This is a genomic window from Archangium violaceum, from assembly GCF_016859125.1.
GTDB lineage: Bacteria > Myxococcota > Myxococcia > Myxococcales > Myxococcaceae > Archangium > Archangium violaceum_A.
Genome location: NZ_CP069338.1, coordinates 7062126 through 7088634, shown reverse-complemented (window position 1 = coordinate 7088634; position 26509 = coordinate 7062126). Strand labels below are relative to the sequence as shown.

Below are 26509 nucleotides of genomic sequence, written 5' to 3'. Positions count from 1 at the left end.
CCCTGATTCCAGGGTCCCCAGGACGGCCGCCTCCGCGGTGACGCCACGACTACAGCAGGAAGTCCTTCCAGGGACCGGAGACCTCGACCGAGCCTCCCGCCTCGCGCGCCCAGATGCGGGGGTCGTACATCGCCTCCGCCTCGACCGGCGGCAGCGTGAACTTCCCGGACGTCACCGCGCGCACCGCGTAGACCACCGTCTTCGTCTCGCCCGCCTCCAGGCTTCCGAAGACCTCCATCCGGTCGTCCCGGATGTTCACGTAGTCCGCGCTCCACGGCTCCGCGTTGGAGATCCACTCCACCGCGCCCCCGCGCCCGAGCCGCGCGTTCTCGATCTCCCAACCCGCCGGCAGCCGGTCCACCAGCGCGATGTTCTGGATGCGCTCGCGCGAGGTGTTCTTGATCTTCACCTCCACGTAGACGAGGTCCGCCAGGCCCACGGACCCGCCCCGCACATCGAGCACGTCGCCCGCGAGGTTGCGGTAGCGGCGCTCCAGGGAGAGTCCCTCGCCGCCCGTGCGGTACTGGCCACCCGAACGCACCCCCTCGCTCGCGAGCACCAGGTAGAGCTTGCCCTCGCCCTTCTCCGGGACATTCAGGGTCAGGCCCTTGCGCTCGCTCGCGCGCACCAGCGCCCACGTCCGGTCGGAGGCGCGCTGCTTGACGCCCTCCCGCGTCGCGACCTCCTTGCCATCCGCCGTCAGCACCGCCGGAGCGAACTTCGAGGCAGCTCCCGCCACGCGCTTGCCCAGGCCGGTGATGCCCCAGACCAACTCCTGCGTGGTGTAGTAGCTGCTGCGCTCCTGCTTGAGGGCCTCGGCCACCCGCTGCGCGAGCGGCTCGCCCGCCGGGTCATCCCCGAACAGATCCTGGAACGTGCTCAGCATGAAGCCACGCCGGCGCCGGTCCGAGTAGAAGGACCAACCGTTCCACCGCTCCTCCACCACCGCCGAGACATCCGGGTTGCGCAGGTCCTTCTCGTAGCGGCGGTCTCCGGCCTGGTACAGCGCGGCCTTGAGCATGAACTCCTGCTCCGCCCGCTGACCGTTGCTCCAGAACTTCTGGCTCCCGAGCTGGTCGATGAGCTTCTGCACCCGCGCCTTGTGACCCTTGCCGGCCATGGCCAGCACGTAGTGCATGTAGGCCTCGGAGCCATCGTTGTAGGAACCCTGACCCGAGCGGCCCTCGCGGCGCGTCACCTGCTGGTTCATCCAGTCAATCGCGGTGTCGATGCGGTCCTGCGGCACCGCGTACTTGCGCTTCTGCGCGTCCAGCAGCATGTGCGTGGCGTAGGCCGTGCCCCACTCCACCGGCTCGGTGGCGCCCGGCCAGTAGCCGAAGCCGCCCGAGGGCGTCTGCATGGAGAGCACCCGGTTCACGCCCGACATCACCATGCCCTCTATCTTGGCGTTGGCCGTGAGCGTCGGGTCCACGCTGTCCACGAGCTCGGAGACGTAGAGCAATGGGCGGGTGGAGGACGTCGTCTGCTCGATGCAGCCGTGCGGGTACTGCACCAGGTACGAGAGGTGCTGGAAGGACTCGGCGTAGGGGTTCGTGGTCACCCAGAACGTCGAGCGCTCACTGGTGGGCAGCCAGCCCTGCAGGTACGGCGACAGGTCCAACGTGCCAGCGGCCAGCTCGATCCGCTGCACCTTGCGCTCGCGCGGACCCGAGGGGAGGAAGGGCACGTCGAGCTGCTCGAAGGAGGTGTGTCCGCCGCCCTCCGCCGTCACCTTGAGGCGAGCCGCGCCCACGGCCTGCACCGCCTTCGCCTGGAAGACGAGCGTGGCCGCCTTGCCCTCCTCCAGCCGCACCTTGCCCTCGCTCTTGCCGAGCAGTTGCAGCGGCGAGGCCATGGACGCGGGCATCGCCATGCCCGGCACCGGGAGGTTCTCCGCGGTGAGGGACACCTTCACGTCCTGCGCCTTGCCGGAGAGGTTGGTCACGAAGACGGGGATTTGAATCTCATCCCCCTGGCTGAGGAAGCGGGGCAGCGTGGTCTGCAACACGAGCGGATCCCGCACCAGCACCTGCGCGCTGGCGTGGCCGATGCGCCTGGGGCCGCTCGTCACCGCCATCACCCGCACCGCGCCGCGGTACTGCGGCAGCTTGAAGGGGACGCGCAGCTTGCCGTTGGCGGGCACCGGCAGCACGCCACTCCAGAGGGCCACCGGCTTCACCGGCTGCACGCGGCCCGAGGCATCGCCCCCGCCACCACCACCCGTGGAGCGGCTGGCGCCAGCGGGAGGAATCAGCAGCGTCCACCCGAGCGTCTCGTACGTCTGCACGCCCAGGGCCCGCCGGGTGAAGAGCTCCGCGAGCGGGTCCGGGCTCTTGAAGCGTGTGAGCGAGAGGACGCCCTCGTCCACCACCGCCACCGTCGCGAAGGTGCCCGCCTCCACCGAGCCCAGCTCCAGGTCCACCGTGAGGGTGTCATTGGAGCGAACCTCCTTGGGCACGTTCAGGGTGACGGCCTGCGTGAAGTCCACCGGCTCCAACGTCATGCTGGCCACACCGAAGGCCCGGTCCGGCATGAAGGCCTGGGCGGACTCGAGGTGCGGATCCTTCACCAGGAACGTGCTGACGTAGACGTTGGGCGCGAAGGCCGAGGGCTTGAAGGTCCACGTCACCTCGCCCGGCTCCACCGCCTTCCACTCGGCGGCCTGCACCCCATCCGTCTCGGCGGTGAAGAGCATGCGGCCACGGTAGGGCGCCTTCACCTTCACGGTGATGGAGTCCCCCACCTTCGCCGAGCGCGGCAGCTCCACCGAGAGGGACGTGGGCCGCGCCGGCCGGGGCGTCTGGTCCACCTGCGCGGAGGACGCGTCCGACCAGTAGTAGCGGCCGTGGCCCTCGAGCTGCAGATCCGTCTGCGCCGCGCCGGACTTCACCCGCACCAGGTAGCCCGCGGCGTCCGAGGACGGCGTCACCTGGAAGGAGAACTTCCCGCCCTCGGGCTTGACGGTGGTACGGCCCTCGCGCACGGGACGCAGGTGGCGCTGGTAGCGCTCCTCGCCCGAGCCCTCGTCGTAGAAGTAGCCGTACTCCTCGTCCAGGCGCAGGTACTCCACGTCGAGCGGTTTGACGGCCTTTCCATAGGGGGCGCCCTGCCAATCCACCACCACGCCGGAGACGGTGAAGGGCTGGTTCGCCTTCACCTTGTCCACGTTGGCCTGGAGGCCCACGTAGTACGCCTCCGGGTGCACCGGCACGGTGGCCTCGCCCAGCGTGGAGCGGCCACTGCCGGCCTCGAAGACGCTGGCCTGCGCCACCAGCTTCGCCGGACCCTTGAAGCCGCCCGCGTCCTGCTGCGCCGGGCAGCGCACCGACGTGCGGCCCTTCGCGTCCAGCTCGGCATTCACCTGCCCCAACACGGTGGCCTTCGCGTCCGAGCCCTCCGGACGCCACACCCCGTAGGCGTACTGCGCGTTGTCCTTCGGGCGGAAGACGGACGGCTCCAGCCGGCACGTCACCTCCACCGGGCTGTTCTCCGCCGAGCCCCCGAAGAGGTACGCGGCCTCCACCGTCAGCGGAACCTCCTCGCCCTGCACGTAGCCGGACTTCTCGGCACGGGCCGTCACCTTCATGCGCTCGGGGACGAACTCCTCCACGTTGAGACCGTACGAGGCCACCTGCTTGCCGGCTACGCTCAGCACCACGTGGTAGGCGCCCGTGTCCTGGTAGGCCTCGAAGGGCACGTCCAGCGACACCAGGCCCGCCTCGTTCGTCTTCAGCGTCACCTTCTTCAGGTCGCGCTCGCGCGGGTCCACCACCTTCAGCTCCACGGGCATCCCCACCGGCGGCGCCATGTCGTCCTGGCCGCGCAGCACCGCCACCACGTGCGCGGTGTCACCCGGGCGGTACACGCCCCGGTCCGTGTAGACGGAGGCACGGTAGGGCTTGTCCGAGCGGTACGGCTCGCCCTGCACGTCCGAGTTGGCGATCTCCGTCTTCAGCTCGTTGTACTTGAGGTAGGTGAACTCATCGCCCTTGCGAGCGAGCAGGGCGAAGGGCTCGGCGGTGTCCACCCCCGGCGCGGGGACCGTCAGCTTGCACCCGTCGGCGCCCCCGGTGGTGCAGCGGGCCACCACCTGGCCGCTCTTCTTCACCAGGGAGACCTCGACACCCGACAGCGGCTCGGTGCTCTCCATGCCGAGCGCCCACACGAACACCTCCTCCTTCGCCTCCGAACCCCGGGGCGCCAGGCCGCGCTTGGCCACCAGGCTCAGGTCCGTGAGGAGGATGCGCGAGGCGGACGACTTGTAGCTGCCCGAGGCGGTGATCTCCACGAGCCCCCGGGTGCTCGCGGGCACGAGGCTGCCCACGTCCAACCAGGTGGTGGCCAGCGTGTCCTGCGCGCCCTTCAGGGCCAGCGTCTTGCGCAGCAGCACGTTGGAGGTGCGCTCGTCGGCGGCCTCCTGGCCGTCATTGCTCATCCAGAAGAGGAGGTTCTCCTGGGGCACGTGCCGCACCACGAGCTCCACCGAGTCCAGGTTGAGGTGGTTGAGAGGCAGGTTGCGCCAGGCGCTGCGTGGCAGGTAGCGGCCGGTGGAGCCGAAGCTGATCTGCGGGCTGCGCGCGGAGATGGAGAAGGACTTCTCGTAGGTGGACAGCAGCGTGCCGCCCTTGGACGAGGTGGCGCCCGCGTCGATGCGCATGGAATAGGAGCCACGCTTGAAGTCACCGAAGACGCGGAAGCCCCAGCGCGAGGGCGACACGGAGAACTTCACCGGCGGGTTGAAGTGAAGGGTGTCCGCGGCGGAGTCCTCATCGAGGCTGCAGCGCTCGCCACCTTCTCCATAGTAGTAGTCGTAATCCTCCTCGCCCTCCGGGTGGCTGGGCGCCGCGTCACCTTCCACCTCGCGGCAGCGGACCTCGATGTAGTGACCGGAGGCGCCCTCCTGCGCGTAGGCGTTGGTGATGTCGAGACGCTTGCCCACGTGCAGCGCGAAGGAGCCCTCCCCCGCCGCGGCAGTGCCCCCATTGCGGCCGGTCGAGGCCAGGCCCTGCTTGAGGGTGAACTTCACCTCGGCGCCCGGACGGAGGCTCGCGCCCCCCAGGGCCGCGGTGACGCTGTGACGGTCCGTGGGGTGGGAGCGCAGCTTCACGTCGGACAGCGCCTTGCCATCCACGGAGAAGGAAGCGAAGCGGCGCACGTTGGCCACGTCCACCGGGCCGGAGAAGACCAGGTCCACCTCCACCTTGCCCTTGCGCACGTCCATCTGCCGGGGCGACAGGCGCAGGAAGGCGAACTCGGGCGTGGTGAAGGTGCGGCTCCATCCTCCCGCGGCCTGGGGCTTCACCACGGTGCCGTCAGCCAGCTCGAGCGCGTCGAGCGAGACGGTGTACTCGGTCTTGAAGGCGAAGCTCTCGCGCGGGGTGAAGACGAGCGTGGAGCCGCCGCGGAAGCTCAGCGAGCCCGGCACGTTCGGAGACACCGTGAAGACGGTGCCCTTCTTCACCTCCTGGTTCTCGGGCGCCACCGAGCGGGGGAACTCCAGCACCACCTCGCGCGGCACCATGCCTTCGGGGCCGATCTCGTGGATGACGGGGGCGAGGGAGTCCGCCGAGGCCGGGGTACTCGGGGTGCTCGTTCCAGATGGACCGCTGCCGCTGGCCGGGGCTCCCGAGATGGGGGCCGGACCAGACGGCGCCGGGGTGCTCTTGGATTCGTCCTTGTTGCAGCCGGCGATCGCGCCCACCAGTAGCGCCGCCAACAACCAGCGCGCCCTGGCCGTGCGGAACGGCTTCGGCGTTGGAACGGACTGCGGACCCATGATTCCTCCGAGGAAAAGACTCGGGTTGTTCACGCGGCGTGCCGGAGGTCCGGACGCCGAGCTGGAGGGGAGTTGTGGTTGGAAGTAAGGCCCGATCGCGTCCCCCCACGCGGTCGGGCGCCCACACGGTGGCTAGCGAGCCGCAGCCCGTCTCCGGTCCGGGTGGGACCTTGGAATTGGCCGGAGACGCTAGGGCGGCTCGTGGTCGCGGGTCAACGATGCTCGGCGTCCAGGTCCCATTGCTCCGGCGAGAACATGCACACGCCATTGCCCGCGTCGTCGGTGCTCACGCAGAACCGGGTCCCACACGGGTAGGGACGCAGCAACGAGCAGCGCAGGCGGCAGTGGCCGTGGAAGCAGACGGAGTCCTCTGGACAGCTCGCGGCGCCTTCGTGTCCACAGGTCTGGACGCACGACCTCCAGGCCTGCCCCTTCAAGGATAGGAACGGCTCCGTCACACACACCTCTCCGTCGGAGCAGGGTTCACCGTCCTGGCATGAGCGTCCCTGCACCTTCAGGCACACCGACGCGCCGCCCTCCAGTTGGAGGCACTCCTGGCCCTCGGGGCACGCGCGGCCCTCGCACGTGGGCTGGCACACGGGCCCATCGGGGTCGCCGCGGGCACAGAAGAAGCCCTCCGGACACGTCCCCTCCTGCCCGGGAACACACTGCCGGCCGCACCAGCCGGAACCGGCGCAAACGAGTCCCTCCCCGCAGGCCCACTCCCGCAGGGCCGCCTGAGGAAAGCGGAGGCACCGCTCCCCCTCCTTTCGCGTGCCCTCGAGAGCACATGCGCGGAGAGCCATCCTCTGCCGCCCTCGCATGGGAATGGACCGGCAGGCCGTCTGGGTCGGGCACCAGGAGTCCGACTCGCAATCACTGGCCGTACACCACCGTTGCTGATAGCGCGGGTCATGGAAACACACGAACGGGGGATCGCACTGTTCGTCACCCAGGCAGGGCTGGAGGAGGGTGGGCCGCTCGCGGGCCTCCCCGGGAGACACCCATGGAACGAAGCGCCACCCCTCGACCACCCGCTCCGGGGGCGCCCGGCTCCACAGGACGACGAGTCCCACCAACGGGAGGACCAGCAGCGCCACGGCGGCGAACACCAGCAGGGCCCGCCCCTTCTTCCGCCCGACCTTCCGCAGCATGCGCGCCATGCTACCCGCGCGGTGGGCCCGGCGCACGAGTTCACCCGCCAATACCGGGAGCACCGTGCGGTAACGTGCGCTCATGCCATCACAGAGATGCGGCTCTCACCCCAGCGGCGCCGGGCTGCGGTTTCAGGTCCTGGACCGGAGTTGGAGCCGCCCTGTGACTCAGCGCGCCCGACCCACCGAGAGACTCAGGATGTGGGTGCTATCTCCACTGCTCATGCTGAGCGTCAGCGTTGGCAGCAGCGGTTGTTTCGATGCAGGCGACTGCACGCCAGCGGATAACACCCATAGCTGCTGCGTGAAGAACCACCCCATGAACCCGGGGGCCTGCGACGCCATCGAAGGAATGGAAGGCGTGACCTTCCGGGTCGTCAAATCCACCGCGAAAACACCGATACCTGGTGGGAAGGTCGCGCTCACGGCCGCTGCTGCACTGGTGCTGAATGATATCGATTCCTTCCGAGCGGCTCGGGCGGACATCGAAAAGCTCCTGGAGGAGTGCGCACGCCACGCGGAAGAGGAGATCAACCGGAAGCGGTTGGGAGGAAAGAAGCCGGGAAAAAGCGACTGTGGCCAGGAAGTCGGAAAGAAACCCAACGGGGATCCAATAACCCAGGCGATGATCTGGGGATTGGAAAAACACAAGGCGGCGCGACGTCGTCATCCACGCAGGTGACCCATTGCAACCCTGGGCCATCTATGACTTCAAGTTTCCCTGCCCGGAGAGCAACCTCCCCACGTGGAGCAGGTATCCCAAGGGACATCCGTATCAAGGGCGCACTCAAGGGGAAATGTACCGGCGATCCCTGGGACGCTCTCCTTCTCGTGTGACGCCCTTGGACGGAGTCATTCCGGATTCCATATGGTGAGCGAACGATATCCAAGGCTCAGACAAACCTCGCCTGATGGTCGATTGCTGGTGCGAGAGGGCATCATTCTCTGTTTCTTCATGCGGCGTCCGCACGAAGAACTGTCGGCGGCCGTCACACGCGCTCTAGACCTCTATCTCGATGCCGCGGGGCACGAGAAGCCGGGCTGGTACGTGGACATGGGAGGCGACCACGACCCCGAGGAATACAAGGGCTGGGCGGGGGGCATGCTGCCTCTGGATGAAAGACTCTGGGCGAAGGTTCGAGACGAACTGAACTCTCGGCATAGCTGCATCCTACGCTTGGAGGAGCACGAGAATCAGGTAGGTGGGTTTCACTTCGAATACCACGGTAGGCCGCGTGAAGACCTCGACCTGCCGGATTTCGTCAGCGCGGTGTCCTTCTGGTTACCCACGGAGTATCTGGAGCAACAGGGTCCCGACCGCGTCAAGGCCCTGGCCGTGGCGCTCGCACGAGAACTCCCCCTTACCTCTGGCTATGCCAGCCTTGCCTTCAACTCTCTCTTGGAGAGCAAGCCGGTGATGCAGTTCATTCGCGAGCACTGCTTCCTCCATCCTGGAATGGACGTACATCACATCGGCACCACATCCACGAACCTGGGTGATCGGGTGCGGGGCGCCTACTGGCTGAACTTCTACGGGCAGCCCTTGGTCGATCGAATCGGAGGCGAGGTAGGGCTTCGAAAGTGGCTGACTCTTCCAGAGGTGTCCACCGAAGAGTTGGGCGCCCAGAAGGTTCTGGTATCGCTGGGGAAATGGCCTGAATCGGGAGATGTGGATCAAAAGAGAGAGATGAAGCCGTATCGCGCCCTGGCTCGGGTGCTGGAACCCTACTTGTACGAGGAGCCCGGTACCCAAGATGCCGTACGACGCTGGCAGCGCCGCTTCCTCGACTGACCGCACCACCTTGAAAGTCACCCCATTGGCCTGTCCCATGGGGTAGAGTATCCGGGCCCGGAGCCCTTCCGCCCATGATCCTCGCCATCGCGGGCTTCGCCCGTTTTCCCCCTGAACTGCTCGTCGTCCTCGTGGCCTCGCTGCTGCTCTGGCACCCGGTGCATCGGCTCCTCCTGCGCCTCACGGTCTGGTGCTTCGGATGGGGCGCCTTCCGCGCGGCCCTCGCCCTCACCCGTGTCCTGGAGTGCCTCCCCCTCGCGGCCTGGATGAGAGCCTTTCTGTGGCGGGAGGAGTTCTACGCATACTCGGCGCTCGGCCACACGGAAACGGCCGTCGCGGGCGCCCGCCGGCTCGCGGTCCATGCGAAGGCGGACAGTTGTCTGTCTTGCGCCAACTGCGCCATCAATATCTTCATCAACGCGGGCCTCTACCTGGAGGCACTCGACATCGAGCGGGGCTGGCAGGGGCCGTCCAACCCCCCGGACCCCTCCGCGGCGCGCGAGTGGGCCCTGGTGCGGTTCAACCTCGTCGAGGCCGTCTACAACCTCGGGAGCTGGGAGGCCGCCAGCGCGCGTCTGTCCAACCTGGAGGAGGTGGCTCGTGGGGATGCCTTCCTGTGGAACTTCTTCCCCATCCAACGCGCGTGGATCCTCGCCCACACCGGACGCGGAGAGGACGCGCTCAGCGCCCTCGCCCAGGTGGACTGGCGGCGCTTGCCCCGGCTGTACCGGAGCGAGGCGCATTTCGCCCTCGCCGCCTCGCTGCTGGCGGTGCACCGGTACGAGGAGGCTCGGCGGGAAGCACGCACGGGGTTGAAGCACGCTCGCCGGGTGTCGAGCACTCGCAACGGGCTGTTCCTGCTCGGGCGCATCACCCTGGCGGCGGGGCACCCGGAAGAGGCCCTGCGCTTCTTCGAGGCTGGCGCCACGCACCCCTACCAGGGTCAGGGAGGAGATGGCTTGCTCGCCTGGGGGGATTGCCTCGCGCGACTTGGCCGTCATGACGAGGCCCGGGAGGCCTGGCGGCTCGTCCTCACACGAGACAAACAGAGCGGTGCGGCCTCGCGGGCGGCCTCGCGGCTCGGGCTCCACGGACCGGTTTCTTCCAACGACGGCCTCCGCTCCGCCCGGTGATGGGCAAGCCGGGTCCTCGCGAGCCGCGCTAAGGTGCGCGGCCGATGCCTCTGCCCATCCGGCTGGTGCTGCTACGCCCGCGCAACGCGGAGAACCTGGGTGCCGCCGCCCGGGCCATGAAGAACTGCGGGCTGTCCGAGTGGACCTGGGTCCACCCCGAGGCCGAGGATCTCGCCCCCGCGCGCCGGCTCGCCGTCCACGCAGAGGACGTGCTGGAGGCCTCGGGCCGCGCGGACTCGCTCGATGCCGCCGTGGCGGACTGTGTCTGGGTGGTGGGCACCAGCTCGCGCAAGGTGGAGGGCAAGCGGCGGCTGTCTCCCCGCGCCGTGGCGGAGGAGATGGTGCAGCGCGCCGCCCAGGGGCCCGTGGCCCTCGTCTTCGGTGACGAGCGCAGCGGGCTCACCAATGCCGAGGTCGAGCGCTGTCACGACCTGTCCGCTGTCCCCACCGCGCCCGAGCAGCCCTCCATCAACCTCGCCCAGGCCGTGCTGCTGTACGCCTACGAAATCCGCATGGCCACCCTGGCCGCCTCGCCTCCTCCGGCCGCTCCCCTCCCCGTGGCCGCCACGGACACGGAGCTGACCCTCGTGGAGTCCGCTCTCGAGGACGCGCTCGTGGCCGGTGGGTTCCTCGTGGATGCGGATTCGCGCGGGCGCACCGGGCTGCGGGACCTGTTCGCTCCGCTGCGCCGCTCCCGGCTCACTCGCAAGGAGGCGAAGCTGTGGCTCGCCGCCCTGCACACGTTGGCCAAGCGGCTGCGCTCGGGGCACAGGGGGAGATGACCCTCACCCCGGCCCTCTCCCAGAGGGAGAGGGAGGCTCAGCGCCCCAGCAGCCGCTTCATCAGCTTCGGGTCGTCCGGCAGCAGCCCCGACTTCGGCAGCCTCTTGAGCAGCTCCTTCCAGCGCGCGTCCGCCTTGTACGTCTTCTGGAGCAGCGGCAGCGCCTCGTCCACCTTCCCCACGTTGACGAGCGACACCGCGTGCCAGAACACCATCTCCGCGTTGCCCGGCACCAGCGCCTCCGCCGCCGAGTAGGCCTTCAGCGCCCCCTCCGTGTCGTTGCGCTCGATGGCCAGGTCCCCCTCGTTCATCAGGTTGTAGGCGCGCTGCAGCGTCACCAGCCGGCGCAGCTCCTTCAGCGGCACGGGGTGGTCATCCACCCGCAGGTCGAACTTGCGGTCCATCCAGGGCCGTCCCGAGGCCTTCCCCGACACCACGATGAGCCCCGCCGACTGCTTGCCCCGAATGTCTCCGCCCTGCGCCTCCGCCGCCTCGAGCGCCGCCAGCATCCGCTCGGCCAGGTCTCCCTTCGTCTCCCGGAAGGCCCTGGCCATCGCCGGCCACACGGTGTCATTCTCCATCATGTTGGCCTGCACCGAGAAGTTCTCGCCCACGATGTGGCCCGCGGCCGCCACGCACTTGTCTCCCGTGTGCGCCGCCACCCGGCCCTTCGCGTCGATCATCGCCACCTGCCGCACCTGGCTCGCGGAGTCCGCGGCCAGCAGTCCAGCGAGTGCCTCGGGGGCGCCGCGGCCCACCCGCATCAACTCCAGGCCGAGCTTCCCGTAGGACGGATCCACGAAGGACTGGGTGGCCACGGCGCCCACGCCCGCCTCCGCCCAGGGCACCGTCGCACCCACCGAGAACCAGTGCGACTGCACCGCCACGCCCATCTCTCCCGTCTCGGGATCCCTCGCGACGATGGAATAGGTGTGGACGGGCCGCTTGGGCGGCGGGGCCGGGGTGGGAACGGGTTCGGCGGCGAGCGCCGGCAGGGCGAGCAGGGTGAGCAACAGGATGGAACGCACCATGGATCCTCCAGGAAACGGAGCGGGAAGCCTGGGCGAGCGGGCATCCAGCCGCAAGCGCTCTCCGTCCCCCGACCGTCCAGCGGGCGACCTGGAAGCCACCCCAGTGATGTGCGCTCCAGGTCCCTACCTTCCTTGAAGATTCCACCCTGGAGGAGCGAAACCATGCGGCACATGCCCTACGAGCGGATGTCCCTCGGCGACACGGCGGATGACACCCCGGAGAACCGCCCCAACCGAGAAGCTCCCGCGGAGAAGGAGAACGGTCCCAGGCGCACGCCCAACGCCGCCGAGGGCACCGAGCGTGAGGAGCGGCGGGTCCCCCAGGGGGAGCCCGGCCCGACGCCCGGCTCGGCCGAGGGTGGTGCGTTCGACGAACCCTCGCGGCACTGACTCGCGGCCGTTACAGTGGCCCGGAGCATGCCCCGCAAGCCACCTCCCCCCCGTCGGCCCTCGCCCTCCCCTTCCAAGCACGCCCACTCCGGGCGATGGGAGGGCAAGGCCAAGCCGGATTGGCTTTCACGCGCGCTCGCGCGGGCCGGGGTGCTGCCGAAGGAAGAGGCGGAGGACGCCATCCAGGCCGGCCGTGTCACGGTGAACGGCAAGGTGGTGAAGCACCCCCTCGCCCCCGTGCCCCCGGGAGCCAGCCTGCGTCTGGATGGCGTGCCCGTCTCGCTCGAGGCACCCACCCGGGTGCTGGCCTTCCACAAGCCGGCGGAACTGCTCACCTCCACGGTGGGTCAGCACGGGGTGGGCACCGTCTACGAGGTGCTCCTGCCCCAGCTGCCGCCGGAGCTGGCCGGCTTCACCTGGCACGCGGTGGGCCGGCTGGACCGGGGCACCACCGGGCTGCTCCTCTTCACCAATGATGACAAGCTCGTCACGCACGTGACATCCCCCGAGACACACCTCACGAAGCGCTACGTGGCCACGGTGTTCAGCGAGGCGGACGAGGCGAAGGTGGAGCCGTTGCGTCACGGCGTGCAATTGGAGGACGGTCCGGCCCGGCCCGCGAAGGTCCGGCTGCGTGATGCGCACACCGTGGAGGTGACCGTCACCGAGGGCCGCAACCACCAGGTGAAGCGGATGCTGGGCGCGGTGGGGCTGCCGGTGCGCGCCCTGCACCGCGAGGCGGTGGGTGGGGTGGAGCTGGACGTGCCCGAGGGCGCCTTCCGGCTCCTCACCGACACCGAAATCACCGAGGGGCTGCGTTTCGCACTGCCCCCCGTGCGTGTCACGACTTCATGACTGCCGCTTCAAGCCGCCCACGGTGAGCCCCGCCGCGCGCGGCGCCACCCGGTTGATGTCATCGGCGCGGGCGCGGGCCGGCTCCGGCGCCTGGGCGGGATTGCGCGGACCCACACCCGTCGCGGGAGGGGAAGCCCCACCGGCGGTGCTCCGTCCCGGGGCCCCCCCGAGCAGCTGCTGGATGCGCTCCCAGCGCACCTTCTCCTCGGCCATGAGGCGCGTCAGCTCCTCGCGGGCGCGGGCATCCGTCAGCTCTCCGGCCGCGGCGGCGACCCTCTCCAGGAAGGGCATCAAGTAGCCGATGTCCCTGTCGAAACCAGCGGGCTTCGCCATGTGCATCCTCCTCGGGAGGGGGAACGGGCCCTTCCACCCCTCGAGCCTGCCGGACGGCCGTCCGGGCGTCGCCCCCCACCTCTACCTCCGTAATTCCCCGGAGTGACAGAAGTATTCGGGGACCTTCATGGTTATGAACGGCAAGTGTAGGCAGGGCACCTCCAGCAGCCCAGCAGCCTGGGGGGCTTCCCCTCGGGGCTAAGAGGGAGTAGACGGCTCCCCGGCTCCATGCCGATTTGGCTGGAAACTTCAAGCAGCGGGAAGTAAGGGCGCCCCCTGCCCTGTTCTCGCAGGACTTCAATCAGCAGAAGGACCGACTCTCGTGGCCACCCAAGTTCCCATCGAAAAGGTTCGTAACATCGGTATCTCCGCCCATATCGACTCGGGCAAGACGACGCTCTCCGAGCGCATCCTCTTCTATACGGGCCGCATCCACGAGATCCACGAGGTGCGTGGCAAGGATGGCGTTGGCGCGAAGATGGACTCGATGGACCTGGAGCGTGAGAAGGGCATCACGATCCAGTCTGCCGCCACGTACGCGATGTGGGGCGAGTACAACATCAACCTGATCGACACCCCGGGACACGTCGACTTCACCATCGAGGTGGAGCGCTCCCTGCGCGTGCTCGACGGCGCCATCCTCGTCCTCTGCTCCGTGTCCGGCGTTCAGTCCCAGTCCATCACGGTGGACCGGCAGATGAAGCGCTACAAGGTTCCCCGCATCGCGTTCGTCAACAAGATGGACCGCGCGGGCGCCAACTACGAGCGCGTGGCCGCCCAGCTCAAGGAGAAGCTGAGCCACCACCCCGTGCGCCTCCAGGTTCCGATCGGCGCCGAGGACCGCTTCCAGGGTCTGGTCGACCTCATCCAGATGAAGGCCTTCTACTTCGACGGTGAGAGCGGCGAGAAGATCCGCGAGGAGGAGATCCCCGCCGACCTGGCCGAGAAGGCCAAGGCCGACCGCCAGGAGATGATCGAGAAGATCGCCGAGGTGGACGACGAGCTGGGCGAGCTGTTCCTGGCTGACGCCGCCATCACCAACGAGCAGATCATGGCCGCCATCCGCCGCGCGACGATCGCGCTGAAGATGACGCCCGTCATGTGCGGCTCCGCCTACAAGAACAAGGGCGTGCAGCTGCTGCTCAACGCCATCTGCTCGTTCCTCCCCAACCCCTCCGAGGTCACCAACGAGGCGCTGGACCAGAAGAACGCCGAGGCGAAGGTCGTCCTCGAGTCCAACCCGGACAAGCCCTTCGTGGGCCTGGCGTTCAAGCTGGAGGACGGCCGCTACGGTCAGCTGACCTACATGCGCGTCTACCAGGGCAAGGTGAGCAAGGGTGACTTCATCGTCAACCAGGCCAACCAGAAGAAGGTCAAGGTCCCGCGCATCGTTCGCATGCACTCGAACGAGATGAACGACATCAACGAGGCGCGTGCCGGCGACATCATCGCCCTGTTCGGCGTCGAGTGCGCCTCCGGCGACACGTTCACCGACGGCACCGTGAGCTACACGATGACGTCCATGTTCGTGCCGGACGCGGTGATCTCGCTCGCCGTGGCGCCGAAGAACCGCGACGCCCAGGCCAACTTCTCCAAGGCCCTCAACCGCTTCACCAAGGAGGATCCGACCTTCCGCGTGAACCGTGACGAGGAGTCCGGCCAGACGATCATCCGCGGCATGGGTGAGCTGCACCTGGAGATCTACATCGAGCGCATGAAGCGCGAGTACAACTGCGAGGTGGTGGCCGGTAAGCCGCAGGTGGCCTACCGCGAGACGATCTCCCAGAAGGGCGAGTTCGCCTACACGCACAAGAAGCAGACCGGTGGTTCCGGTCAGTTCGCGCGCGTGTGCGGCTACCTCGAGCCCCTGCCGGCCGACGCCGTGCAGCAGTACGAGTTCGTGGACGACATCGTGGGCGGCTCCATCCCCCGCGAGTTCATCCCCGCGTGCGACAAGGGCTTCCAGGAGGCCATCAAGAAGGGCTCGCTCATCGGCTTCCCCGTGGTGGGTGTGCGCGTGGTCATCAACGACGGCGCGTTCCACGCGGTTGACTCGTCCGAGCAGGCGTTCAAGACCGCCGCCATCATGGGCTTCCGCGAGGGCTACGCGGCCGCCAAGCCCATCATCCTCGAGCCGATGATGAAGGTGGAGGTCCAGGCTCCCGAGGACTTCCAGGGCTCGGTGGTGGGTCAGATCAACCAGCGCCGTGGCACCATCCTCGAGTCCAGCACGGCCGAGGGTTACGTGACGGTGGTGGCCGAGGTGCCGCTGAACACCATGTTCGGCTACTCCACGGACCTCCGCTCGGCCACCCAGGGCAAGGGCGAGTTCACCATGGAGTTCGCCAAGTACTCGCCGGTGCCGCGCAACGAGGCCGAGGCCCTGATGGCGCAGTACAAGGAGAGGCTGGCCGCCGAGCAGGCCGCGCGCAAGTAATGCCGCGCTGCACGGCCTGACAGTTCCAGGCTGTTGAAGGAAGGCGCCTCCCCCGGGGGCGCCTTCGCTTTTTTCGGGCCCGGCGGTTCATTCCCGCGCGGGCCCTCCGGGGACTACCCCCACAACGAGAATCCATGACTTTTGAAGATCTGAAGCTCGCCGAGCCCCTGCTGCGCGCCGTGAAGGCCGAGGGCTACACCGCTCCCACGCCCATCCAGGCCCAGGCCATCCCGCACGTGCTCGCGGGCAAGGACGTGCTCGGCTGCGCTCAGACGGGTACCGGCAAGACGGCGGCGTTCACGCTGCCCATCCTCCAGCGGCTCTCCGTGGGCCGCCCGCCGCCGCCCGCCCGTGGGCGCCCCATCCGCTCGCTCATCCTCAGCCCCACGCGTGAGCTGGCCGCCCAGATTGGCGACAGCATTCGCGCCTATGGGCGATTCACCGGCCTCACCAGCGCCGTCATCTTCGGCGGCGTGGGCCAGAACGCCCAGGAGCAGGCCCTCAAGCAGGGCGTGGACATCCTCGTGGCCACGCCGGGCCGCCTGTTGGATCTGATGGACCAGGGCTTCGTGTCCTACAAGGCGCTCGAGGTGTTCGTCCTCGACGAGGCGGACCGGATGCTGGACATGGGCTTCATTCATGACGTGAAGCGCGTCATCGCGAAGCTGCCCACGCAGCGGCAGACGCTGTTCTTCTCGGCCACCATGCCGCCGGAGATCCAGGGCCTGGCCAACAGCATCCTGAAGAACCCGGTGCGGGTCGAGGTGGCGCCGGTGGCCACCACGGCGGAGACCATCGATCAGCGGCTGTACTTCGTGGAGAAGGAGCAGAAGCGAGGCCTCCTCGTCCACCTGCTGCAGACGGACAAGGCCATCGAGCGGGTGCTCGTCTTCACGCGCACCAAGCATGGGGCGAACCGCGTGGCGAAGCAGCTGGAGACGGCGGGTATCGGCGCCGCCCCCATCCACGGCAACAAGAGCCAGAACGCGCGCGAGCGGGCGCTGGCGGACTTCAAGTCCGGCGCCTGCCGGGTGCTCGTGGCCACGGACATCGCGGCGCGCGGCATCGACATCGACGGCATCACCCACGTCATCAACTTCGATCTGCCCAACGTGCCCGAGACGTACGTGCACCGCATCGGCCGCACGGGCCGGGCGGGCGCCGCGGGCATCGCCCTCTCCTTCTGCGACACCGAGGAGCGCGCGTACCTGAAGGACATCGAGCGCACCATCCGTCGGCGCGTGCCGGTGGTGGAGGCCCATCCGCACCGCTCCAACCAGCCGGCCCCCGCGGCTGGAGCGCTCGAGCCCGCTCCGGCGGCCCGGCCCCAGCAGGGCCCCCGTTCGCAGCAGGGCCCCCGTGCGCCGCAAGGACAGCAGGGGCAGCAGGCCCGGGGCGAGCGCCGCGAGGGCCTCGGAGGACGCCGCCGGCGCGGCGGTGGTGGGCGCGGTGGCAACGGGCGTAGTGGCAACCCCGGAGGCTCCAGGGGCCAGGAGTCGGCCCGTCCGCCCCGGAGCGACCGCCCGGCCAGCCAGCAGGCCCCGGCTTCCCAGGCGGCCCGTCCCGCCCCGGCGGCACCGCCCGCCGTTTCCCAGAGGCCTCGCGCCCCCAAGTGGCTGTAAAGAAGCAGCCGTGACGAGCACCTCCGTACCGCATTCGAGGCAACCGTGACCCTGCTCCGCGCCGCCGACGTCCAACTCTCCTTCGGCAGCCGTACCGTCTTCCAGGGCCTGACGCTCACCATTGAAGAGGGTGAGCGCGTGGGCCTCGTGGGAGTGAACGGCTCCGGCAAGTCCTCGCTGATGAAGATATTGGCGGGGGTGGCGCGCGCGGACGCGGGGGAGCTGCAGCTCCGCCGGGGAGCACGCGTCACCTACCTGCCACAGGAGCCCGAGTTCGCTCCAGGTGCCACGGTGGCCTCGGAGTTGAGCGTGGCCCAGGGGCCGCTGAGGGAAGCGCTGGCCGCGCAGGCCGAGCTCACCCGGCGCATGGAGTCCACGCCCACCCAGGGCCAGGAAAAGCTGATGGAGCAGCTCGCGGCGCTGTCCGACCGCATCGAGCAGCTCGGCGGCTGGGACACGGAGCACCACGCGAAGACGCTGCTGGACCGGCTGGGCGTGAAGGACTGGGACCGGCCGGTGGCGGAGCTCTCCGGCGGTCTACGCAAGCGGGTGGCCATCGCCCGCGCGCTGCTGACGCGGCCGGACATGCTGATGCTGGACGAGCCCACCAACCACCTGGACGCGGACACGGTGGACTGGCTCGAGGAGGAGCTGGACAATCTGCCCGGCTCCCTGCTGCTGGTGACACACGATCGCTACTTCCTGGACGGGCTGGTGGACCGCATCGTGGAGATCCAGCCGGGCGCGGGCGTCATCTCGTACCCTGGCAACTACGAGGCGTACGTGGAGCAGAAGCTGGTGGCCCAGGAGAACGCGGCCATCGCCCAGCACAAGCGCGAGCGCTGGATTGCCCAGGAAGTGGCGTGGCTGCGCAAGGGCCCGGAGGCGCGGCGCACCAAGAGCAAGGCGCGCATCGATCGGGCGCGCAAGTTGATGGAGGAGAAGGGCTTCCAGCGTCCGAAGGTGGCGGGACTGCAGGTGATGCAGGCGCCCCGACTGGGCCATACGGTCATCGAGGCCGAGGACGTCCACAAGTCCTACGGCGAGCGGAACGTTCTGAAGGGCGTGAACCTGCTGCTCCAGCGCGGCGAGCGCGTGGGCCTGGTGGGACCCAACGGCGTGGGGAAGACGACCTTCCTGCGTGTGCTGCTCGGAGAGCTGCCGCCGGACTCCGGCAAGGTGGTCATCGGGAAGAACACGAAGGTGTCGTACTACGACCAGACGCGCGCCTCGCTGGACCCGGAGCAGACGGTGTACGAGGCGGCCTCGCCGCGCGGGGATGACTGGGTGGAGCTGGGAGATCAACGGGTGGCGCTGCGCGACTACCTGGACGACCTGCTCTTCCCCGTGCCCATGCAGCGGATGAAGGTGAAGGCACTGTCGGGCGGCGAGCGCAACCGGTTGCTGCTCGCAAGGCTCTTCCTGGAGGGCGCCAACGTCCTCGTGCTGGACGAGCCAACGAACGATCTGGACATCGTCACGCTGAACATCCTCGAGGGGCTGCTGCTGAACTTCACCGGCAGCGTGCTGCTGGTGACGCACGACCGGTACTTCCTGGACAAGGTGGCCACGTCCATCCTGGCCTTCGAGGGCGACGGGAAGGTCACGCGGTACGAAGGCAACTTCGCGATGTACCGGCGGCTGAAGGAGCAGGCCCAGGCACGCGCCGCGGCGGCTCCCGCGCCCACGACGAAGAAGGCCGAGCCGGCGCCCGTGGCCGAGCCGAAGCAGGCGCGCAAGCCGGGGAAGCTCTCGTACAAGGAGCAGCGCGAGCTGGACGGAATGGAGGCGGCGATCGAGGCCGCGGAGACGCGCAAGGCGGAGCTGGAAGCACAGCTCGTGGACCCCAGCGTCTACTCCAACGGAACGAAGGCGGCCGAGGTGCAGAAGAACCTGGACGCGGCGGCGGCGGAGGTGGATCGCCTCTACGCGCGTTGGCAGGAGCTGCAGAACCTGGCCGCCGGAGCCGCCTGAATCCCAGAGACCCCCACTGTGAAAACATCCCCTCTCCCTCCGGGAGAGGGACGGGGTGAGGGTATCCCGCCCCCATCTGAGGTCCCATGATTCGTCTCGACAACATCAGCAAGCAGCACGGGCAGCAGATCCTCTTCGTGGAGGCGTCTGCTCAGCTCAACAAGGGAGAGAAGGTCGGTCTGGTCGGTCCGAACGGAGCGGGCAAGTCCACCCTCTTCAAGATGATCGTCCAGCGGGAGCACCCGGACGAGGGCCAGGTGTCCATCGATCGCGGCGTGACGGTCGGCTATTTCGACCAGGACGTGGGCGAGATGGCGGGCAAGACGGCGGTGGCCGAGGCGATGGACGGTGCGGGGCCGGTGTCCGAGGTGGCTGCGGAGCTGAAGCAGCTCGAGGCGGCCATGGCGGATCCAGAGCGCATGGACGAGATGGAGAAGCTCGTGGAGCGCTTTGGCGTGGTGCAGGGGCGCTACGAGGAGCTGGGCGGGTACGCGCTGGAGGGACGGGCGAGGGAGATCCTCGCGGGCCTCGGCTTCACCGAGGAGATGATGGACGGGGACGTGGGGGCGCTGTCGGGCGGGTGGAAGATGCGCGTGGCGCTCGCGCGCATCCTGCTGATGCGTCCGGACGTGATGCTGCTGGACGAGCCCAGCAACCACCTGGACCTCGAGTCGCTCATCTGGCTGGAGACGTTCCTCAAGGGCTTCGAGGGCGCGCTGCTGATGACGAGCCACGATCGCGAGTTCATGAACCGCATCGTGACGAAGATCATCGAGATCGACGGCGGCGAGCTGACGACGTACACGGGCGACTACAACTTCTACGAGCAGCAGCGTGCGCTGAACGACAAGCACCAGCAGGCACAGTACGAGCGCCAGCAGGCGATGCTCGCCAAGGAGCTGAAGTTCATCGAGCGCTTCAAGGCGCGCGCCTCGCACGCGGCCCAGGTGCAGAGCCGGGTGAAGAAGCTCGAGAAGATCGAGAAGGTGGAGCCGCCGAAGCGCCGGCAGACGCTGGTGTTCGAGTTCGAGCAGGCCCCGCGCTCGGGGGACGACGTGGCGAAGCTGGAGCGGGTGGTGAAGGGCTACGGCAAGCGCCGCATCTACAACGGCCTGGACTTCCTGGTGCGGCGCGGCGAGCGCTGGTGCGTGATGGGCGTGAACGGCGCGGGCAAGTCCACGCTGCTCAAGCTGATCGCGGGCGAGTCGCAGCCGGACGATGGCGCGGTGTCGCTCGGCGGCAGCGTGAAGATGGGCTACTTCGCGCAGCACGCCATGGAGCTGCTGAAGCCGGATCAGACGGTCTACGACTCGCTGGTGGACAAGTTCCCGCGTGCCTCGCAGGGCTCGCTGCGGGCGCTGGCGGGGTGCTTCGGCTTCTCGGGCGATGAAATCGAGAAGAAGTGCAAGGTGCTCTCCGGAGGAGAGAAGGCGCGGCTGGTGCTGGCGCAGATGCTCTACGATCCGCCCAACTTCCTGGTGCTGGACGAGCCCACCAACCACCTGGACATGGCGACGAAGCAGATGCTGATCACGGCGTTGGCCAACTACGAGGGCACGATGCTGTTCGTGAGCCACGACCGGCACTTCCTGGCGGCGCTGTCCAACCGGGTACTGGAACTGACGCCCGAGGGCGTCCACCAGTACGGCGGAGGCTACACGGAGTACGTGGCACGCACGGGCCAAGAGGCTCCCGGCCTGCGCAGCTAGCCAGGCCCCTCCCCATTCCCATCCCGCTCCCTCCCTCCCTCTCCCTCCGGGAGAGGGTCGGGGTGAGGGTACGCGTCCCCATCCCAGGATACCCGGGACCTTCCCGGTTTTGACAGCCCGGGTCGCGCGGTCCGATGCTCTCCGTAAAGGAGCATCCATGAGCACCACGCGACCATCCTCCGAACCCTACGACGTCATCATCGTTGGCGGGCGCCCCGCGGGAGCCACCCTGGCCATGCGTCTGGGCCGCCATGGCATGCGCGTGCTGATCGTCGATCGGGCGAACTTCCCCAGCGCGCCGCCGGTGTCGGTGCCGTTCCTCATGAACAGCGCCATGAGCCTGCTCGACGAGCTCGAGGTGCCCGAGTCCGAGTACGCACACGACGCGCCGCGCCTGCGGCACTTCTTCGTCGAGTACAAGGACTACTTCCGCGCCCACTGCACCATCGCCGAGGTGGGTGGCCGCGACTACATCTACACCGTCGATCGCGCACGGCTCGACGGCTGCCTCTGGAATCACCTCTCCCGCTTCGACTCGGTCACCCGGCTCGAGGGCGCGCATGTCAACGCGCTCGAGCGTGACGCCTCCGGGCGGATCTCCGGGATCAAGGTTCGCCTCGAGGACGGAACGGAGCAGGTCATCGCGGGCCGCTGCGTCGTCGGCGCCGATGGTCGCTACAGTCTGGTCGCACGCGAGGCCGGCGCGCGCGTCACCGAGCAGCGCACGGATGTCGATACCTCGTCGCTGTATGCCTACTGGTCCGGATACGCGCCCTACGACGCCGAGCCCACGGGCATCCAGATCCACACCGCCGGGGACGGGTTCTCCCTGATCGTCATGCCGACCACCGAGGGCCGTGCGGGCGTCGTCTTCCAGGGGCGCTCCGACCGCTTCCTGGTCACCGGTGATGCCCAGGCCTATTACCTCGAGGGCCTCCGCCGGTATCCGGCGATCTGGCGGCGCCTGGCCCACGCCACGCAGGTCTCTTCCATCCGCGGCATCAAGCGGATCGGCAACCTGTACCGTCAGGCGGGCGGTCCCGGATGGGTGCTCGTCGGTGACGCCTTCCACCAGAAGGACACCATCGATGCACAGGGCATCTATGACGCCCTGCTCGAGAGCAAGCTGCTCGCGGCCGCGCTCGTCGACTGGAAGCAGGGGGCCGTCAGCTGGGAAGAAGCCATCGCGCGCTACGAGCGGGAAGCGCTCTCCGCCACCCGCGCCATGTTCCACGCCACGCTCGACCGGGTGAAGCGGGAGATCTACACCGAGCTGCCCCCCTGGGCCGCCAGGAGCGTGCTCCGGTGGATGATGACCGACGGCGAATACATGCGGCGCTTCTCGCTCCTGCTCGCCCGCCGCATCGCCCCCGAGGGGTGGGCCCCGCCCAACGTCCTTCTCGGGGCGTTGGCTCGCGGCATCACGAACGACCTGCGCCGGCTCGTCCCCGGCGCGCGCGGTTGATGGTGAACACAGACACAGCACGCGATTGACAGGGCTCTCCGTTCCTTGTTATTGCACCTGCGTTCGTCTGGAGAATCACGTGTCCTGTCCTGTCACCCGAATGCCGATGTCCATGGAGGCCATGCTCATGCGTGGCCCGGGCATGCGCGCGTTCGCGGGAGGATGGGCTTCCAGCCGTTTCTAGCTGACCTCTCCCAGTGAAGAGCCGCGGGTGCCCGGGTTTCCGACCTGACACCGTCCGCGGCTCGGCTACGTCCTGAGGACACCTCTGACGTCCGCCTTTCGCCGTGGGCCGCGGTTCCCCACCCACGCAGTTCCTCGAAAGGCAGGACCCCTTGAGCAATGCCTCTCTTCACGGCTCCGAGAGCCGTGCATGGCGTGTCTATAAATTCGGCGGCTCCTCTCTCGGAACACCCGGACGGCTGCCGCGTGTCCTCTCCCTCATCACCGACGCGCAGCGCCCGCTCGCGGTCGTGGTGTCCGCGCTCGGCGACACCACGGATTGGTTGATCTCCGCGGCCCGAGCCGCCGCGAGCGGAGATACAGCCGGCACGAGCGTGGAGCTGACGCGCGTCCGGAACCTCGCGAGGTCGATCGCGAGCACGGTCCTCGAGGGCCCCGCCCTCTCCGCGCACGAGGCCACGGTGGAGCAACTCCTGGCGCCCATCGAGCGGCTCCTCACGGGCGTGGAGCTGACCCGGGAGTGCACACCCGCCACGCTCGACGAGGTGATGTCCGTGGGAGAGCGCATCTCCTCCGAGCTGGTCGCGCGGGCCCTGACGACCCGGGGAGTCCCCGCCCGCGCCGTGGACGCCCGCACCTTCCTCGTCACGGACGAGACCGCCGGCTCGGCCCGGGTCGACATCGACGCGAGCCGCGCGAAGCTCTCGCCGCTCGTGTCCGGGTGGGAAGGCGTGGTGCCCGTCATCACGGGGTTCATCGCCCGCTCGCACCAGGGGCGGACCACCACGCTGGGCCGCAATGGCTCCGACTACACCGCGACACTGCTCTCGTGGCTCCTCGGTGCCCCCCAGGTCACGGTGTGGACGGACGTGCCCGGAGTCATGACGGCCGACCCGGCCCTGGTTCGCGACGCCTACCCCGTGCCGCGCATGACCTACGCGGAGGCGCTCGAGCTGGCCCACTTCGGCACCCGGATGTTCCACCCCCGCACGATGATTCCGCTGCTCGAGAGCGGAGCGGCCCTGCACATCCGCAGCACCACCGAGCCCGAGGCGCCGGGCACGTGCATCGATGCCGAGGGCAATCCGGATCCCCACCGGCCCACCAGCGTGACGAGCCTGGAGCGTCTGGCCCTGCTCCACGTCGAGTCGCTGCGTCCCACGCTCAGCGAGCCGCTCGGGCTGCGCGTGTTGCAGGCGCTCGAGGCGGCGCAGGTCACGGTGTGGGGAGGGACCCTGTCCGCGCAGGCGCCGTCCATCTCCCTGGTGGTGCCCCAGGCCCAGGCCCAGCGGGCGCATGCCGTGCTCGAGGCCGCGCTGCGCGGTGAGCGCGACCGGCACGAGGTCCGCGTTCCGCCGCCCCATGCGCCGGTGACGCTGGTCACCCTGGTCGCCGAGTCCATGGGCCACCGGCCGAATGTGGCGGGCCGGTTCTTCCACGCGCTCGGGAACGTGGGCGTGAACGTGCGTGCCATCCTCCAGGGCGCGAGCTCCCGCAGCGTGTCGTGCGCCGTGGACGCCGAGGACACGGCCGTGGCGGTGCGCACCGTGCACAGCGCCTTCAACCTCAACGAGACGGAGATCAACGTCCTCCTCGTCGGCAAGGGAACGGTGGGCGGACGGTTGCTCGTCCAGCTCGCGCAGAACGCGAAGGCGCTCGCGGCCCGGCACGGCGTGGCCCTGCGGCTGGTGGGGCTGGTGGACAGCCGCCGCGCGCTCTTCGACCCCGCGGGTGTGCCTCCCGCCGAGGCGCTCGCGAGGCTCGCCAAGGTCTCCCCGAGCCACGAGTCTCCTCCGGACGTGGGGCCGCTGCTCGAGCGGCTGTCCCGCCTGTCCGTCCCCGTGCTGGTGGATTGCACCGCGGCGGACGGAATGGATGTCCTCTACGCCGAGGCCTTCCGACGAGGCATCCACGTGGTGGCGGCCAACAAGAAACCGCTCGCTCGCCCCTGGAAGGAGAGCGCGGCGCTGCACACCCTCTCCCGTGAGCAGTTCCGCGCCTGGCACTACGAGACCACCGTGGGCGCGAGCCTCCCGGTCATCGAGACGCTGAAGAACCTGGTGCGCACCGGCGACCGGGTGGAGCGCATCGAGGGATGCTTCTCCGGCTCGCTCGGCTACGTCTGCCATGCGTTGATGGACGGAGTCCCCCTGTCCCAGGCGGTGCGGACGGCTCGCGCGAACGGCTACACCGAGCCCCACCCCCGCGATGACCTGTCGGGCCTGGACGTGGCACGCAAGGCCCTCATCCTCGCCCGCGAGCTGGGCCTGGAGCTCGACCTGGAGGACGTCACCGTGGAGCCGCTCGTCCCGCGCGAGCACCTCGACGTGGACGAGCCGGAAGCCTTCCTGCGTTCGCTGACGTCGCTGGACCCGGACGTGAGCGCCCAGGTGGCCCGCTACCGTTCCGCGGGCAGGAGCCTGCGCTACCTGGCGCAGATCCTCCCCCATGCCCCCGGAGGCCCTCGCGTGAAGGTGGGCCCGGTGGCGGTGGACGCGGCCCACCCGGCCACCGGGCTGAAGGGCGCCGAGGCGATGGTGTCCTTCTTCACGGAGCGCTACCGCGAGTACCCGCTCATCGTCCGCGGCGCGGGCGCGGGAGGTGATGTCACGGCCGCTGGTGTGCTCGCCGACATCCTCCGCCTCGCCCAGAACGTCCGGGGGCGCAGATGAGCTCCGCTCCCCTCCCCTCCCGTCACTCCACCTCCAGCACCACGGGTCTCCAGAACATGAAGATTGAAAGCCACCTGGCGCAGATTGGTTCCGTGTCGGACACCGTGACGGGCGCGGTCAGCCTCCCCATCCATCACGCCACCGCCTTCCGGCATCCATGCCTGGGACAGAGCACGGGCTTCGACTACGCGCGCACGAAGAGCCCCACGCGGTCCGTCCTGGAGGACGCGATCGCGCACCTCGAGTCGGGTGACGCCGGCTTCGCCTGCAGCTCCGGCATGGCCGCGCTCCAGGTCGTCTTCTCCCTGTTCAGCCAGGGAGCCCACCTGCTCGTCTCGCTCGACCTGTATGGGGGAACGTACCGGTTGCTGGAGAAGGTCCTCTCCCGCTTCGGGATCTCCGCGACCTACGTCGACACCAACGATCTGGACGCGCTCGAGGCGAACCTCCGGCCCAACACGAAGGCGGTGTTGATCGAAACGCCCACCAACCCGCTGATGAAGATCACCGACCTCGAGAAGGTCTGCCGCTGGGCCCGCTCCCGCGAGCTGCTCTCCATCGTGGACAACACGCTGCTGACCCCCTTCTTCCAGCGCCCCATCGAGCTGGGAGCGGACATCGTCGTCCACAGCGCCTCCAAGTACCTCGGTGGGCACAATGACGTCCTCGCGGGCCTCATCGTGACCCGGCACAAGGCGCTGTCCGAGCAGGTCGCGTTCCTGCACAACTCCATCGGGGCCGTGCTGGGACCGCAGGACAGCTGGCTGCTCATGCGGGGAATGAAGACGCTCGCGTTGAGGATGGAGCGCCACCAGGAGAACGCGCTCCGCATCGCCACGTGGCTGGCAGCCCATCCGCTCGTCGAGCAGGTCTTCCACCCGGGCTTCGAGACCCATCCCGGCTACGCCATCCAGCGGCGGCAGGCCTCGGGCAACACGGGCATCTTCTCCTTCAAGTTGAAGGATGCCCGGCTCGTCGAACCGCTCCTGCGCCACGTGCGGCTGATTGCCTTCGCGGAGAGCCTCGGCGGAGTGGAGTCCCTGATGACGTACCCGGCGGTGCAGACCCATGCGGACATCCCGGAGGAGATCCGCCGCCGCGTGGGCGTGGACGATCGTCTGCTCCGGTACTCGGTGGGAATCGAGCACGTGGAGGATCTGATCGCGGATCTCTCCCAGGCACTCGACGCGGCTCGCCAGTGA

General features: G+C 68.8%; 17 protein-coding genes. 13 read left to right on the top strand and 4 right to left on the bottom strand.

Features of this window, described 5'->3' with window-relative positions; translation table 11 throughout:
* Positions 1–49 precede the first annotated feature (49 nt).
* Both JQX13_RS30355 and JQX13_RS30350 read right to left on the bottom strand, forming a co-directional pair.
* A complete protein-coding gene (locus JQX13_RS30355; RefSeq protein ID WP_203402970.1) occupies positions 50–5776 on the bottom strand; it encodes an Ig-like domain-containing alpha-2-macroglobulin family protein in 5727 nt (1908 codons plus the stop codon).
* 212 nt (positions 5777–5988) lie between these two features.
* Positions 5989–7014: a hypothetical protein gene (locus JQX13_RS30350; RefSeq protein WP_203402969.1), complete on the bottom strand. Its 1026-nt coding sequence runs from the start codon at positions 7012–7014 to the stop codon at positions 5989–5991.
* Positions 7015–7153: 139 nt separating this feature from the next.
* Here JQX13_RS30350 and JQX13_RS30345 point away from each other — a divergent pair, with 139 nt between their 5' ends.
* The 4 genes from JQX13_RS30345 to JQX13_RS30330 all read left to right on the top strand — a co-directional run bounded on the left by JQX13_RS30345 (position 7154) and on the right by JQX13_RS30330 (position 10637).
* On the top strand, positions 7154–7612 hold the full coding sequence (locus JQX13_RS30345) for a hypothetical protein (protein ID WP_203402968.1): 459 nt from the start codon (positions 7154–7156) through the stop codon (positions 7610–7612).
* Positions 7613–7855: 243 nt separating this feature from the next.
* Positions 7856–8722 (top strand): type VI immunity family protein, encoded by an 867-nt coding sequence (locus JQX13_RS30340; protein ID WP_239015378.1) that lies wholly within the window; start codon positions 7856–7858, stop codon positions 8720–8722.
* 74 nt (positions 8723–8796) lie between these two features.
* A complete protein-coding gene (locus JQX13_RS30335; RefSeq protein WP_203402967.1) occupies positions 8797–9855 on the top strand; it encodes a tetratricopeptide repeat protein in 1059 nt (352 codons plus the stop codon).
* Between the two features lie 44 nt (positions 9856–9899).
* On the top strand, positions 9900–10637 hold the full coding sequence (locus JQX13_RS30330) for an RNA methyltransferase (RefSeq protein WP_203402966.1): 738 nt from the start codon (positions 9900–9902) through the stop codon (positions 10635–10637).
* 37 nt (positions 10638–10674) lie between these two features.
* Here the strand turns inward: JQX13_RS30330 and JQX13_RS30325 are convergent, their stop codons facing one another.
* Positions 10675–11667 carry a DUF1028 domain-containing protein gene (locus tag JQX13_RS30325; RefSeq protein ID WP_203402965.1) on the bottom strand — a complete coding sequence of 331 codons (993 nt, stop codon included), beginning with the start codon at positions 11665–11667 and terminating at the stop codon, positions 10675–10677.
* Positions 11668–11829: 162 nt separating this feature from the next.
* Here JQX13_RS30325 and JQX13_RS30320 point away from each other — a divergent pair, with 162 nt between their 5' ends.
* Together JQX13_RS30320 and JQX13_RS30315 are read left to right on the top strand one after the other, a co-directional pair.
* Positions 11830–12057 carry a hypothetical protein gene (locus JQX13_RS30320; RefSeq protein ID WP_239013945.1) on the top strand — a complete coding sequence of 76 codons (228 nt, stop codon included), beginning with the start codon at positions 11830–11832 and terminating at the stop codon, positions 12055–12057.
* A gap of 27 nt (positions 12058–12084) precedes the next feature.
* Positions 12085–12912 carry a pseudouridine synthase gene (locus JQX13_RS30315; RefSeq protein WP_203402964.1) on the top strand — a complete coding sequence of 276 codons (828 nt, stop codon included), beginning with the start codon at positions 12085–12087 and terminating at the stop codon, positions 12910–12912.
* On the opposite strand, the gene JQX13_RS30310 is transcribed toward JQX13_RS30315, so the two are convergent.
* Positions 12907–13245, bottom strand: a complete 339-nt coding sequence (locus JQX13_RS30310) for a hypothetical protein (protein WP_203402963.1) — start codon at positions 13243–13245, stop codon at positions 12907–12909. The genes JQX13_RS30315 and JQX13_RS30310 overlap by 6 nt on opposite strands.
* 322 nt (positions 13246–13567) lie before the next feature.
* Between JQX13_RS30310 and fusA the strand changes: the two genes are divergently transcribed.
* From fusA to JQX13_RS30275, 7 genes are all read left to right on the top strand, one after another.
* Entirely contained in the window at positions 13568–15682 is a 2115-nt protein-coding gene (fusA, locus tag JQX13_RS30305) for an elongation factor G (protein ID WP_203402962.1), read from the top strand.
* 134 nt (positions 15683–15816) lie between these two features.
* On the top strand, positions 15817–17304 hold the full coding sequence (locus JQX13_RS30300) for a DEAD/DEAH box helicase (protein WP_203402961.1): 1488 nt from the start codon (positions 15817–15819) through the stop codon (positions 17302–17304).
* Between the two features lie 45 nt (positions 17305–17349).
* A complete protein-coding gene (locus JQX13_RS30295; protein WP_203402960.1) occupies positions 17350–19278 on the top strand; it encodes an ABC-F family ATP-binding cassette domain-containing protein in 1929 nt (642 codons plus the stop codon).
* An 86-nt stretch (positions 19279–19364) separates the two neighbouring features.
* Positions 19365–20987, top strand: a complete 1623-nt coding sequence (locus tag JQX13_RS30290; RefSeq protein ID WP_203402959.1) for an ABC-F family ATP-binding cassette domain-containing protein — start codon at positions 19365–19367, stop codon at positions 20985–20987.
* A 157-nt stretch (positions 20988–21144) separates the two neighbouring features.
* Positions 21145–22452 carry an NAD(P)/FAD-dependent oxidoreductase gene (locus JQX13_RS30285; RefSeq protein ID WP_203402958.1) on the top strand — a complete coding sequence of 436 codons (1308 nt, stop codon included), beginning with the start codon at positions 21145–21147 and terminating at the stop codon, positions 22450–22452.
* 335 nt (positions 22453–22787) lie between these two features.
* Complete coding sequence (gene thrA / locus JQX13_RS30280) at positions 22788–25307, top strand: bifunctional aspartate kinase/homoserine dehydrogenase I (protein ID WP_203402957.1); 2520 nt, start codon at positions 22788–22790, stop codon at positions 25305–25307.
* A complete protein-coding gene (locus JQX13_RS30275) occupies positions 25304–26509 on the top strand; it encodes a PLP-dependent transferase (RefSeq protein WP_275424874.1) in 1206 nt (401 codons plus the stop codon). The genes thrA and JQX13_RS30275 overlap by 4 nt, the downstream gene beginning before the upstream one ends.